The sequence below is a fragment of the Pseudoclavibacter endophyticus genome, assembly GCF_008831085.1.
GTDB lineage: Bacteria > Actinomycetota > Actinomycetes > Actinomycetales > Microbacteriaceae > Pseudoclavibacter > Pseudoclavibacter endophyticus.
This window is the reverse complement of the sequence record NZ_WBJY01000001.1, coordinates 692,405-705,233: the sequence shown is the minus strand read 5'-3', so window position 1 is coordinate 705,233 and position 12,829 is coordinate 692,405. Positions and strand designations below refer to the sequence as shown.

13 protein-coding genes are annotated in these 12,829 nt (G+C 71.3%); 5 read left to right on the top strand and 8 right to left on the bottom strand.

What is annotated here, in order from left to right; all coding sequences use genetic code 11:
• Positions 1 to 60 precede the first annotated feature (60 nt).
• Positions 61 to 1,506 (bottom strand): acyltransferase family protein, encoded by a 1,446-nt coding sequence (locus tag F8O04_RS03005; protein WP_188726302.1) that lies wholly within the window; start codon positions 1,504 to 1,506, stop codon positions 61 to 63.
• A gap of 245 nt (positions 1,507 to 1,751) precedes the next feature.
• Here F8O04_RS03005 and F8O04_RS03000 point away from each other — a divergent pair, with 245 nt between their 5' ends.
• Positions 1,752 to 3,131, top strand: coding sequence for a sensor histidine kinase (locus tag F8O04_RS03000; RefSeq protein WP_188726303.1), 1,380 nt, complete (start codon positions 1,752 to 1,754; stop codon positions 3,129 to 3,131).
• On the top strand, positions 3,128 to 3,799 hold the full coding sequence (locus F8O04_RS02995; protein ID WP_158027851.1) for a response regulator: 672 nt from the start codon (positions 3,128 to 3,130) through the stop codon (positions 3,797 to 3,799). Before F8O04_RS03000 ends, F8O04_RS02995 begins: the two co-directional genes overlap by 4 nt.
• A 19-nt stretch (positions 3,800 to 3,818) precedes the next feature.
• Here F8O04_RS02995 and F8O04_RS02990 read toward each other — a convergent pair whose 3' ends face one another.
• Positions 3,819 to 4,733, bottom strand: a complete 915-nt coding sequence (locus F8O04_RS02990; RefSeq protein ID WP_158027850.1) for an alpha/beta fold hydrolase — start codon at positions 4,731 to 4,733, stop codon at positions 3,819 to 3,821.
• Positions 4,734 to 4,838: 105 nt separating this feature from the next.
• On the opposite strand from F8O04_RS02990, the gene F8O04_RS02985 reads away from it, so the two are divergent.
• Entirely contained in the window at positions 4,839 to 5,798 is a 960-nt protein-coding gene (locus tag F8O04_RS02985) for a hypothetical protein (RefSeq protein WP_158027849.1), read from the top strand.
• Between the two features lie 54 nt (positions 5,799 to 5,852).
• Here F8O04_RS02985 and F8O04_RS02980 read toward each other — a convergent pair whose 3' ends face one another.
• Positions 5,853 to 7,205 (bottom strand): APC family permease, encoded by a 1,353-nt coding sequence (locus tag F8O04_RS02980; protein ID WP_158027848.1) that lies wholly within the window; start codon positions 7,203 to 7,205, stop codon positions 5,853 to 5,855.
• Between the two features lie 28 nt (positions 7,206 to 7,233).
• On the bottom strand, positions 7,234 to 8,211 hold the full coding sequence (locus F8O04_RS02975) for a carbon-nitrogen hydrolase family protein (protein ID WP_158027847.1): 978 nt from the start codon (positions 8,209 to 8,211) through the stop codon (positions 7,234 to 7,236).
• Positions 8,212 to 8,282: 71 nt separating this feature from the next.
• On the opposite strand from F8O04_RS02975, the gene F8O04_RS02970 reads away from it, so the two are divergent.
• Positions 8,283 to 9,044, top strand: a complete 762-nt coding sequence (locus F8O04_RS02970) for a FadR/GntR family transcriptional regulator (protein WP_188726304.1) — start codon at positions 8,283 to 8,285, stop codon at positions 9,042 to 9,044.
• Positions 9,045 to 9,113: 69 nt separating this feature from the next.
• On the opposite strand, the gene F8O04_RS02965 is transcribed toward F8O04_RS02970, so the two are convergent.
• The 3 genes from F8O04_RS02965 to F8O04_RS02955 all read right to left on the bottom strand — a co-directional run bounded on the left by F8O04_RS02965 (position 9,114) and on the right by F8O04_RS02955 (position 11,759).
• A complete protein-coding gene (locus F8O04_RS02965; RefSeq protein WP_158027845.1) occupies positions 9,114 to 10,346 on the bottom strand; it encodes an alpha-hydroxy acid oxidase in 1,233 nt (410 codons plus the stop codon).
• A 144-nt stretch (positions 10,347 to 10,490) separates the two neighbouring features.
• Entirely contained in the window at positions 10,491 to 11,015 is a 525-nt protein-coding gene (locus tag F8O04_RS02960; RefSeq protein ID WP_158027844.1) for a hypothetical protein, read from the bottom strand.
• A gap of 48 nt (positions 11,016 to 11,063) precedes the next feature.
• Positions 11,064 to 11,759, bottom strand: a complete 696-nt coding sequence (locus F8O04_RS02955) for a metallophosphoesterase family protein (protein ID WP_158027843.1) — start codon at positions 11,757 to 11,759, stop codon at positions 11,064 to 11,066.
• A 45-nt stretch (positions 11,760 to 11,804) separates the two neighbouring features.
• Here F8O04_RS02955 and F8O04_RS02950 point away from each other — a divergent pair, with 45 nt between their 5' ends.
• Positions 11,805 to 12,320 (top strand): O-acetyl-ADP-ribose deacetylase, encoded by a 516-nt coding sequence (locus tag F8O04_RS02950; RefSeq protein ID WP_158027842.1) that lies wholly within the window; start codon positions 11,805 to 11,807, stop codon positions 12,318 to 12,320.
• 15 nt (positions 12,321 to 12,335) lie between these two features.
• On the opposite strand, the gene F8O04_RS02945 is transcribed toward F8O04_RS02950, so the two are convergent.
• Positions 12,336 to 12,827 carry a GAF domain-containing protein gene (locus F8O04_RS02945; protein ID WP_225734837.1) on the bottom strand — a complete coding sequence of 164 codons (492 nt, stop codon included), beginning with the start codon at positions 12,825 to 12,827 and terminating at the stop codon, positions 12,336 to 12,338.
• Positions 12,828 to 12,829 lie beyond the last annotated feature (2 nt).

Here is a 12,829-nt window from a genome sequence, read left to right as displayed (position 1 = left end):
CGCCGACGAAATCGGGAGGTTCGGGGGGCGGTGTGCGCGATCGTGCGGCCCGGACGCGGGTTATCGCGCCAGCCCGGCCGTTCCGAGTGACGATCGCGCAGCAGGCGCCCGATGCGGCCCACCGGGGCGATACGCAGTGTGAATGCTCATGCGCGGCCGAGCACCAACCAGCAGCAGCGCGACGATCCAGGCCGTGGCCCCGATCGCCCACGCCAGCAGCGAGCCCGAGCCCACCAGCACCGCGAGGGTGCCGGCAGCGGCGACGGCACCACCGAACCAGACCCGCCGCATCGAGGCGACTGCCGAGGCGGCCGACGCGCCGTTCGACGGCGGCCGCCGCCCCTTGGCCTCGAACCTGCCCGCAAGCGCGACGACGACCGTGACGACTGCGACCACGGCGACCAGCCACAGCGGCCGCGTGGCCCACCAGTCGGTGCTGAGCGGCGCCGGCAGCGGCCACCCGGTCACGAGTAGGCCGCCCGCGAGCCCGATGAGCACGAGCATGTGCCATGAGTAGATGGTCATGGCGCGCGCGTTGATCCAGCCCACGACCGCCGCGACGCCGCCCCGGGCGTGCACGGCCTGGAGCCACGGACGCGCCGCCTCGAACAGGAGCAGCTGACCGACGCCGAGCATGATGAGCACGGCCGACGGAGGGTTCAGCGCCTCGAGCAGGTCGAACGGCGCGACGCCGACCCCGCACAGCAGCGCGAGCCCCGCGAACGCCGCCGCCGCGAGGGGAACGAGCCACCGCCGAGGCAGCCGCGCCGAGGTGCCGTCGGCGACGAAGAAGCCGAGCTGCTGCACCGCCAGCCACACGAAGAGCAGGTTCGCGAAGCCGATCGCCTCGACGCCGGTGAGGTGACGAAGCGCGTCGACGCCGACGGCCGCGCCGATGAGCGCTCCGAGCGTCCATCCCGGCGCCCGACGGTGGGCGGTCGCGAGGAACGGCACCGCCGCGCTGCACAGCACGTAGACGCCGAGGAACCACAGGGGCTGGCTCATGCGGAACCCGGCCTCGGCGACGAGATCGCCCGGCACGCCCAGGAGCAGCAGCGCCGTCAGGGCCGCAACGACCGCGATACCCGCGACGAGCGCGGGCACGACGAGCCGCGGCACGCGCGTGGCCACGTACCGCGTCGCCGCTCCCGCGTCGACGCCGCCACCATCGCGCCCCGGAGCATCCTGCCCGCGCCGCAGCTTGCGCCAGTGCAGCATCGCCGATGCGCCGCCGAGCACGAAGAACAGCGGCATCACCTGCACGAACCACGTGGCCGCGGCAAAACCGCCCCAGCCTTCCATGGCGTTCTCGAGCAGGGGCGCGCCGCCGACGACGCTCACGCCGACCATCATCGCGTGCAGCGCGACGACCACGACGAGACACCAGGCGCGGGCGACGTCGATGGTCGAGTCGCGCCGCGATGGCGTGGACGCTGTGGCCGCGCTGCCGGAGCGTTCGGCTCGTAGGGCCTGCGCTGCGTGGGGCTCGCGAGAGACGAGGGTCATGTGCCGCTCCGTTCGGGTCACTGGGTCGTGCCGGCCTGGTGCGCCTCCTGGGGCACGGTGCCGGCCGATGTCGCAAGCGTCGCGGCGGCGGCCGCTCGCCCGCATCACGCGCGGGAGCCGCGCCCGCCCGACCCCGGTACGGCCCCCGACCCCCTACGCCCGTACTGGCCGCGCCGGAACCGGAGCGCGATGCCCGTCAGCCCCGTGACACCTACGCTGGCGACACGACGAGAAGGGACCCCCGCGTGACCCCCACGAATGCCGACCGGCCAGCGCAGCTACCGGGCGCCGGGCCGGAACGAGGCCGGCGGCGCGCACCCCGGACCGACGCCGACGGCGCGGACCGGCCCGGTCGCTTCGGACGCCTGATCGATGCCGTCATCGAGCGCGAGGCCGACCGGCCGCACTGGATCGTGTGGGTCGCGGCGTCGATCGCCGCGGTCGTGATCATCTGCGTCGGCGTACCGGTGCACCTCGTCGTCTACGAGATCACCGGGCCGGCGATCGCGATCGCGACGATCCTGTCGATCCTGCAGGGAGCGACGCTCGTGCTGCTGTTCGTGATGCCGCGTCTCGCGACGGCCCTGCACGTCGGGTCGACCCTCGGCATGGCCCTCGTCACCGTGCCCGCGTTCACCTGGGCGGGGGCCGCAGCGGGCCTCCCCTGGCCATTGAGCGTCGTGAGCCTAATCGCCTTCATGCTCCTGCTGGTCGGCCTCGCCGCCCGCCGTCGCCCGGTGCTCGCGATGTGGGCGTCGCTCGGCGTCCTGCTGCCGCTCTCGGCCTTCGCGATCGCGCTCGCCTTCGCCGGGATGGCCCCCGGATCCTCACTCCCCATGCTCGCGGTCGCGGCCGGCCTCGTCACGGTCGTCAACGTGCTCGCCACCGTGGTGGCACAGCTCGTCACGGCGCGAAAGGACGTGCGGACGGCTCGGTACGAGACCGAGCTCGCCGACGAGCGGCGCCGCGGGGCGCTCGAGCGCGCCCGTATCGCCCGCGAGATGCACGACGTGGTCGCGCACAGCATGTCCATCGTGCACATGCGCGCGACCTCGGCCCGCTACCGCTACGAGGGCATCCCCGACGACGTGGTCGTCGAGCTCGATGGCATCGCCGAGCAGGCAAGGGCCGCGCTGCGCGAGATGCGCGGGTTGCTGAGCGTGCTGCGCGACGAGGGCGAGCAGCTCGACGCGCCGCAGCCGGGCCTCGGCGACCTCCCAGCCCTGTTCGAGGCGACTCGCGCCGCGGGCGTCCACGTGAACGTGTCGGTCCCGGACTCCCTGCCGCAGCCGCCTGCCGCGGTGCAACTGGCGCTGTTTCGCGTCACACAGGAGTCGCTGAGCAACGTCGCCCGCCACGCGGGCGGGGCGGGCGCGCAAGTGCGGCTCGAGGCGGTCGGCGACACGCTCGTGCTCTCCGTGCGGAATGATCCGCCGCCCGGCCGTTCGGATCCCGGCCCCGCGCCCGCGCCCGGTGCGACGATCATTGCGGGCGGTGGCTACGGCATCCGGGGCATGATTGAGCGCATGACCTCAGTCGGCGGCACCCTCGAGCACGGCCCAACGGCCGATGGCGGCTACGCCGTGCTCGCGCGGGCGCCGTTCGTCGCGGAGCCGCGCGCATGAGCGTTCGCGTGCTGGTGGCGGACGACCAGGAGATGTTCCGCGTGGGGCTCGTCGCGATCCTCGGCGCGCAGCCCGACATCGAGGTCGTGGCGCAGGCGTCCGACGGCGCCGAGGCGCTCGCTCGCGTGCGCAGCCACACGCCCGACGTGGTGCTCATGGACGTGCGGATGCCGAACCTGAACGGCATCGAGGCGACCGCGGCGATCATGGCAGACGAGCGGTCGCAGCATCGGCCCCGCATCGTCATGCTCACGACCTTCGACGTGGACGACTACGTCTTCGCGGCGCTGCGGGCCGGCGCGAGCGGCTTTCTCGTGAAAGATGCGGCGCCCGACGAGCTGATCGCGGCCGTGCGCACCGCAGCGGCGGGCGACGCGATCCTCTCGCCCCGCGTGACCACCCGCCTCGTCGAGACGTTCGCGGGCGCCCCCGAGCCACGCATCCCCGCCGCCAAGGTGCTCGGCGAGCTCACCGATCGCGAGCGTGAGGTGTTCGTGCGCATGGCGGCCGGCCGCTCCAACAGCGAGATCGCCACCGAGCTCTTCATCGCTGAGCAGACGACGAAGTCGCACGTGAGCCGCATCCTCACGAAGCTCGGCCTGCGCGACCGCGTGCACGCCGTCGTGCTCGCCTACGAGGCGGGCATCGTGGTGCCGGGGCGCGGCTGAGCCGCGGGCCAGCGGCGATTCAGTTGTCGACTATCGCTGCGGCCGCACCCGCCGCTGCATCGACCTCCTCGAGAAACGCGCGCACCTCGGTCTCGAATCGCTCGGGTGACTCGAGCTGCGCCCAGTGGCCCGTTTCGGGCACGAGCACGAGACGACCGTTCGGCATCCGCTCGGCCGCTCGCCGCGAGCCGTCCGGACTGACGAGCGGATCCTCCGCCCCGTGGAAGAACAGCGCGGGCGCCGAAATGCGGTGCACGAAGGGGAGCAGGTTGTTCCGCATACCGACGCGACCGAGCGTCGCCTGGTTGTACCGGCCGTACCCCATGCCCGCACCGGGTGCCCGCGCCTCGCGAAGGAACTCGTCGGCGACCTCCCGCGGAAACGCGTCGGGGTCGTGCATCATGGCGCGCATCGCGGGGCCCGTGAAACGGTTCATCAGCCGGGCCAAGGCGCCGAGCAGCGGGTCGGGCAGCGCGGCGGCGGCCCCGTAGACAAACTGCCGCCCCGGCGGGCCCGCCCTGCCGGTCAGTCCCCCGGGGGCCACCAGGACCAACGCCTGGGCGACGTCGGGGTGCCTGAGCGCAACGTTGAGCGCGACGTCGCCGCCCATCGAGACACCAGCGACCACGGCCCGCTGCAGCCCGAGTTGCCGAGCGGCCCGCACGACGACGTCGGCCATGCGATCGGGACCGCCCACGGGTTCGACGCCGAGGCTGCCGCCGAACCCGGGTAGGTCGACGCCGACCACGCGCCGCTCGCCACCGAACGCCTCGAAGGCGGAGAACCACGAGATACCGGCGTTGTCGACCCCGCCGCCGTGCACGAGCACGAGCGGAGGGCGGTCACTCGCCGTGCCGCCGACCAAGACCCGAATCTCTCCTTCATCGAGGGTGACGTACTGCTCGGTTGCTCCAGCCGGAATCAGGCGCTTCATGCCTCCCGATTCTGGCGGGCGATGATGAACGCGGGCGAGCGGGCACGTTCAACGCCCTCACGTAGTCTCGGTGCGGTGATCCGGTGACGAATGTGGGGAGCGGCGATGACCTTCATTCTGGGGATCACGATCGGGCCCGCGGTAGTGGGCATGGCCATCGCGTTCGCCGTGTGGTTTCTGCGGAGGCGCACCTCGATCTGGCTCGAGGATGCCGCGGCCGGATTCAGCGTCGCCGCCGCCCTCACGTGTCTCCTGGGGGCCCTGGCACTGCGCCTCATCGACGTCATGCCGCTGTTCGGGGTGTCGGTCGCGCCGGTCGTGCAGCTCTGGGAGCCCTACGACCGATTCACGATTCCGCTCGTGCTCACCCTCGCCGCGCTCGTCTTCGCCATTTTCCCGGTGCGGCGCGGCGGCAGCATCGCGGGGATGTCCGGCTCGGCGCCCGGCGCAGCCGCGTCCGGGAGCGCTGGTCCCTCCCCCTTCCGCCGGGTGTTCGCAGACGCCTCGACGCGAGCGGTCGCGGCGCCGCTCGTCGTGCTCGTCATCGTCGTGGCGATCACGATCGCCGCGGGAGCCGCATCCGACCCCGAGACGGGTTTCACCCAGTTCACCGTCTCGGTCGGTGACGACATGTCGATTGGCGCACCGATCTATGGGTGGCGCTCCTCGCTCCCCGCACTCGCCGTGATCGCGCTCGTGCTCGCGACGGCATTCACGGCGCTCATCACGATGTCACGGCCGTCCCCGGGCCATGACTACCTTGCGGAGGCCCGGGTGCGCCGTCGCCGCACCGGCAACATCAGTCTCCTGGTGACCGGCGGCCTGCTGGCGCACCTCGCCATGGTGCTGTTCTCGTTGTCGCGGACGGCGTCGCTGGGGGGATCATTCACGACTCCTGAAGGCCTCGTGTCGGCACGGGCCGACTTCGCGGAGCTCGCCCCCGCGCTGCAGTGGATCGCGCTGGGGGTCGATGCGGCCGCGTTCGCGTGCTGGGCATCGGTGGCGCTCACGGCAGTTCCCGGTAGCTCGTCCACGACGACGTCGACACGGAACTCGTACTCGTGAACGGCTGCCTCGAGTCGCCGCCCAACCGCTGAACGACGATCAGCGGCGCCTCGCCTACGCCTCGACGCGCTCGGCCTCTTCGACCGGGAGTTCGGGCGGCTGTCGGCGGAACCCGCGCGTGACGATCGCGAGGATCACGACGCCCACCGCGAGCCAGATCGAGCCGAGCGTGATGGCGTGCATGTCGAGTTGCGTCAGCAGGAACGCGATGACGGCCACGCCGACGGTCGGGCACACGAGGTACAGCAGCGGGTTCAGCCGCTCCCCGTCGCGGCGGCGCTTCGCCCAGTAGACGATGACCGACACGTTCACCATGATGAAGGCGATGAAGGCGCCGAAGTTGATGAACGAGGTCGACGTCGCGACGTCCATGAACATGGCGATGAGGCCGACCGCCGCAATGACCAGGATGCTGAGCATCGGCGTGCGGAAGCGCGGGCTGAGTGCGCCGAAGACGCGGCGCGGCAGGACGCCGTCGCGCCCCATCGCGTAGAGCAAGCGGCTGCCGGCGGCCTGCGCCGCGATCCCCGAGGTGAACTGCGCCACGACGAGTGCGGCGAGGAAGACGGCGCCGAAGAACGCCCCACCGATTCGGGTCGCGATCTCGAACGCCGCAGCATCCGCGTTGTCGAACACCCCGCCCGGGTGCACGAGCTGCACCGCGTACGACACGACCACGAAGATGCCGCCGCCGATGAGCGCGACGAGCATGATCGCCTTCGGCACCGTCTTGCGGGGCTCAATGGTCTCCTCCGTGAGCGTCGTGACGGCGTCGAATCCGAGGAACGAGTAGGCCGCGATGGCGGCACCGCCCGCGATGCCCAGCAGCCCGACGTCGACCCCCGTGAACGGGGTCGCGCTCACGAGTGCGCCGGCGCCGTCCGCTCCCGCGACATCGGCGAGTGCGAGCACGACGAAGAAGACGATCACGAGGATCTGGAACGACATGAGCACGAGGTTCACGCGGTCGGCGACCTTGATGCCGACGAGGTTGAGCACGGTCGTGAGCACGATGAAGGCGAGGATCCACACGGCCATGGGCACGCCGGGGAACTGCGCCTGCAGATACGACCCGCCGATGAGCCAGATCACCATGGGCAGGAACAGGTAGTCGAGCAGCGTCGCCCACCCCACCAGGAACCCGACGCGGCCGTCGATCGTCCGACGCACGTACGTGTAGGCCGAGCCGGCGACCGGGTAGGCGGCGGCCATTCGCCCGTAGCTGTTCGCGGTGAACAGCATCGCTGCGAGCGCCAGCAGATAGGCGCTCGCGCTCGCGCCGCCGGTCTGCGACGCGATCACGCCGAAGATGCCGAGCACGATGAGGGGCGTGAGGTACGCGAGCCCGAAGATGACGAGCGACGGCAGCCGCAGGGTGCGGGTGAGCGTCGTGGTGGTGTCGGTCATGATGCTCCAGTCGTGTCGGCGTCGGCCCTCAGCCGCGCGCGGAAGTGTCGTTTCGGTGTCCGCGCGGCGCCCACGTTGCGGGGTCGATGCGGCCGTCGTACATGGGCAGAGGAATGGGGGCGTCGCCGGGGCCGAACTGCGACCAGACGCGGTTGCTGCCGGCCGTGCCGTCGCGGCGCACGTGCGCGACCCGTTGCGGGTCAACCGGCACGACGAGCGTCGTCTCGGCGAGCCCGGCCTCGCCGATGATGAGCCCCTCCGGATCGACGGCGATGCTCCGGCCCCGCCCGACGGGGGCGGCGCAGTTCACGCTCAGCACGTAGTTTTGGTTCGTGATCGCGTTGGCGCGGGCAAGCACGAGCTCCTGCTCGCGGTCGGGCGTCGTGGTCTTGACGATGTTCAGCACGACGTCGGCCCCGAGCCAGGCGAGCTGCCGCGAGTGCTCGGGGAACCAGGCGTCGTAGCAGATCGAGAGGCCCGCGCGCAGCGCGGCGGGATGCTCGGCCGCGTCGTCGGCGGCCGGTGCGTCGGCGGCCGGCGCTTCGGTCGCCGGCGCGTCGGCGGCATCCCCCTCGATCGGCGCGACGACGAATTCGGCGCCCGGCACGTGCGGCTCGAACGGCCGCCAGGGGAACATCTTCCGGTAGCGGGCACGCAGCCCGCCGTCGGGCGCGAACAGCAGCTGCGTGTTGAAGAACTCGCCGCCCGGCCCCCGCTCGCCGATGCTGCCCGGCACGAGCCAGATCCCGTGCTGCTTCGCGATCGCGCCGAGCGCGCGCACCTCATCGGCGTCGAGCGCGACGGCTGCCGCCTCGAGCGCGGCCGGCCGCTCTGCCTCGGGCAGGTGCTCGGTGCCGTGCAGGTGCAGCTCGGGGTACACGAGCACGTCCAGCTCCGCGTGCTCCTTCATCGTCGCGTCGACATCGTCCGCGAACATCTCAAGCGGGGCGTCGACCGCGAGCGGTATGCGCTGCGCGAGTCCGACGGCGAATGGTGCGCTGCGCATCCTTGCCTCTCGTCACCGAGTTAACTGATCACTTTGAGCACTATAGGTTGGCGCACGGCTACGATCAAGACATGGCGCAGCGAGGGATTCCGGCAGCCGCCGCCGCGACCGGCCCGACCTCGGCCGACGCGCTCTTCTCCCCGCCGGGAGCCGCCGCGCTGACGCGACTGTCGGCGGTCGAGACGGTGCGAGCACGCATCCTGCTCTCGATCGAGCACGGGCTGCTGCCGACGGGCAGCCGACTGCCGAAGCTCGCCACCATCGCCGAGGGCCTCGAGGTGAGTCAGATCAGCGCCAGGCGGGCTCTCGAGAGCCTCGTGGTCGACGGGGTGCTCGTGCGCCGGCGCGGCCGCGGCGGGGGCACGTTCGTCGCGGATGCTCCCCCGCGGCTCGAGGACACCTCCGTGGGCGCGTATCGCGCAGACGAACGGGCGATTCGCCGACTCATCGATCAGCGCCTGCTCATGGAGTGCGCGCTGAACTACGAGTCGGCGCTCGTCGCGACGCCCGAGCAGTGCGATGAGCTCGAGTCGCTCCTCGTGGAGTCGGAGTCAGCTGAGAACTGGCTCGAGCATCACGGGCCGGACAGCCGGTTCCATCGTCTGAGCGTCGAGATCAGCGGGCGGCCCGAGGCGGCGACGTATCTCGTGACGTACGAGGCGCTGCTGAAGTACTTCGTGCCGTATCCGATGCACGAGCTCGAGACGTCGTGGCGCGAGCATCGCGCGCTCATCGACGCGTTTCGGCGGCATGATGGCGCGGCCGCGATCGCGATCACGCGCACGCACGTCTCGGCGCTGCACCGCGAGATGTTCGTCGCCCTCCCCCGCTGAGGTCGCGGGTGGGCCCGAGGTGCCGCGCCGCGCTCACCCGGCGGACCCGCCGCGCTCCCGCTGGCGGCCCTACAGGGGCACGAGCCGCGTGAGCTGCGTGACGTGTCGCGGCTCGAGCTCCTCGATGCTCGACACCCCGAGCAGCGACATCGTGCGCACGAGTTCGCTGCGCAGGATCTCGATGGTCCGATCAACACCCGCCCGCCCGCCCGCCATGAGCCCGTACAGGTAGGCGCGGCCGATCAGCGTGAACTTCGCCCCGAGCGCCATCGAGGCGACGATGTCGGCGCCGTTCATGATGCCCGTGTCGATCATGACCGTCGCGTCGCGGCCGACTTCGCGCACGACCTTCGGTAACAGGTGGAAGGGGATCGGGGCCCGGTCGAGCTGCCGCCCGCCGTGGTTCGAGAGCACGATGCCGTCGACGCCGAGGTCGACGAGCTTCTTCGCGTCTTCCACCGTCTGCACACCCTTGACGACGACGTTGCCCGGCCAGATCCCACGGATCACGTCGAGGTCGTCGTAGCTGATCGTCGGGTCCATCGCGGCGGTCACGAGTTCGGGAATCGTCATGCCGCTCGTCGTGGTCAGCGACGCGAACTCGAGTTTCGGGGTCGTCAGCAGGTCGAACCACCACCACGGCCGCGGCAGGGCGTCGAGCACCGTGGCGAGCGTGAGCTGCGGCGGCAGCGAGAAGCCGTTCCGTGCATCCCGCAACCTCGCCCCCGAGATGGGCGTGTCGACCGTGAAGTGCAGCGTGTCGAACCCCGCTTCGGCAGCGCGCGTGGCGAGCTCGAACGACAGGTCGCGATTGCGCATCACATACAGCTGGAACCAGTTGCGGCCGTGCGGGTTGGCCTTCACGACATCTTCGATGGAGGTCGTACCGAGGGTCGAGAGGGTGAAGGGAATGCCGGCCGCGCCCGCCGCGCCCGCACCCGCGTGCTCGCCCTCGGTCTGCATGAGTCGCGTAAACCCGGTCGGCGCGATGCCGAACGGCAGGGCCGAGGTGCCGCCGAGGATCTCGGTGGTGGTGTCGACGTGCTCGGCGGGCTTCAGGATGTCGGGGTGGAACTCGATGTCCCGGAACGCGCGCCGCGCCCGCGCGAGCGACAGCTCGGCTTCGGCAGCGCCGTCGGTGTAGTCGAATGCCGCCTTGGGCGTGCGCCGCTTCGCGATGCGACGCAGGTCACCGATCGTCATGGCGGATGCGAGTCGCCGCTTCTTGGCGTTGAGCTCCGGTCTTTTGAGCTGCACGAGCTCGAAGAGCTCGGCGGGGCGCGGGAAGTGGCGCGTGACCATTGAACCCCCATTGGTAGTGGATGCGGCCAGCGTAGCGACGCGTTGATGCCCGCACGCCATGAAACCTTCGCCGGCTCGGGCATCCTCACGAGCGGGCGAGGCTCCTCCGGCTCCGGGGGAGCGAAGTGAGCGCCAGACGCCGCGCTACCCGCAGGTGTCGCAGACGCCGGTCGCGGGCAGCGCCATGAAGCAGCTGTCGCAGACCCCGTGGTCGCGGGGCTCCGCCGCTCGTGACGGGCGCGCCGAGGGTCCGGACGCTGCCGCGGGCGCCGACGCTCCGGCGCCTCGGCCGCGCGCGCCCGACGCTCCGGGCCCCGCCGCGCGCGGCGCGGGGCCAGAGCCCCGCGCCGGGTGCGTCACGCCCCAGAGGCCGCCCCGCTCGGACTGCCACCGCTCAGCGTCCTCGCCGATCGTGAGCAGGATCTCGATCTCGGCGCGGAAGCCCGTGGTGTAGCCGGGGTGAATCTGCAGCGCCGGGCCGTGCGACCTGCGCACGACCTTGATGTAGCCGCTTCGCTGGTAGAACCCGATGGCATCGATCGAGTCGAGGAACGAGTGGATGAACTCGTGGTTCTCCGCAGGGATGTTCGCGCCCGCGAGCGCCTCGTCGAGCGAGGCGTACCGGGTGCCGTCGGCGCTCGATGCCGTTCGCCCGCCTGGCGCGCTCACGACGGGTCCCCTGACGACGACTTCACTTCCCGCTCCACTCGTCCGAGTCTACGCGCGGCCAGCCTCAGGCGCGTCGCCAGGGCCGGGGGCATGGACGGCATCGGGCCCCCGCAGCCAATCGTCGATGGCGGCCATGGGAATCGGCTCGTACTCGTGCGCATCGACGCCGACGTGATACATGTGCTCGTGCGCCTTCGTCGCGGCGTCGTGGGTATGACCGTGGAGCAGCGGGATGCCCTCGTCGACGGGGCGAGCATCCACGTGCCGATCGTCACCGTGGGAATCGCCGTAGTACGGGTAGTGGGCCGCGATCAGGCGGCGCCCGCCCCGTGTGCCGCCGACGATCTCGGGCAGCACCGTCCATCCGCAGGCCTCGAGCAATTCGAGGGTGCGCTGCTTGTTCTTCGCCGAGGCGCGGTACACCGTCGAGATCGAGTCGTGATTGCCGGGCACGAGCAGTTTGCGCCCGTTGAGCGATTCGGTGAGCCGGATCATCTCCTCGCGCTTGCCGAGGGCGAGGTCCCCGAGGTGCAGCACGGTGTCGTCGGGCCCCACGACACCGTTCCAGGCGGCAACGAGCTCTGTGTCCATCTGCGCGACCGAGGCGAACGGCCGATCGCACAGCTCGATGATGCGCGCGTGACCGAAATGGTGGTCGCTCGTCACGAAGTCGACGGCGTCGAAGTCGATCTCCGGCAGTGCCGCAAAGACGCGCGGCTCGCCATCCATGTCGCGGTTTTCCATGCATGCCAGAGTACGGGCCCGCGCGCGATCGATCAGACTTGGGGCATGCCTTCGATCAGTGTCGTCCACGGAGACATCACCGAGCAGCGAGTCGACGCCATCGTCAACGCCGCGAGCAGGGCCATGCGTGGCGGGGGCGGCGTCGACGGCGCGATCCACCGCTCGGGCGGGCCGCGCGTGCTCCACGACTGCATCGCGCGCTTCCCGGACGGCCTCGCTCCGGGCGACGCCGGGTGGACGACCGCGGGCGACCTGCCCGCGACGTGGGTGATCCACACCGTCGGCCCCAACTTCGCGGCCGGAGAGCGCGACCGCGGGCTGCTGGTGAGCTGCTACCGACGCTCGCTCGAGGTCGCCGACGAGCTCGGTGCGGCATCGGTCGCCTTCCCGCTCATCAGCGCCGGTATCTACGGCTGGCCGCTCGACGACGCGATCGCGGCGGCCGTCGACACGATCTCGGGCGCGACGACGAGCGTCCGGGATGCCCGCATCGTCGCGTTCTCGGCGACAACCTCTGAGCACGTGCGGCGTGCCATCGAGGCGGCGACGCGTCGCCACTGACCGGCGGTCAGGGAGTTACGAACGGCTCCAGCAACATTCGGTCTGCGGCAGGGCATCGAGTGAGCGGATGCGCTGCCAGTTGCGCCCGCCGCGCGCGAAGATAGCCGTGACGGCGGCCGGCACACGGCGCGGGTCGATCGGCTCGCCGAGCCACTCGCAGTCGCGCACGTGCACAAGGTCAGCCTCGACCGCGCCCCAGCGGTCGTCGTACCGCCAGGGTCCCCTGATGCGACCGAGCCAGACATTCGCGTCGAGGTCCCGCGTCCACACGTAGGCGCCGTTCGGGGCGTCGGCGAACCGTGCGATGCGTCGGGCGAGGCGTTCGCCGTGCTCCGACGCCGCAGCCTCGACCGCAGCGTCGAGCGAGTCAGGTGCGACCGCCAGGCGACCGCCCAATCCGACGAGGCCAATGGCCAGCCCCCGCTCCACGCCGGAGCCCTCGGGCACGACGTCGTCCCGTGATCGCATCGGCGCCCGGAAGACGGGCGCATCGGCATCCGAAACCACGT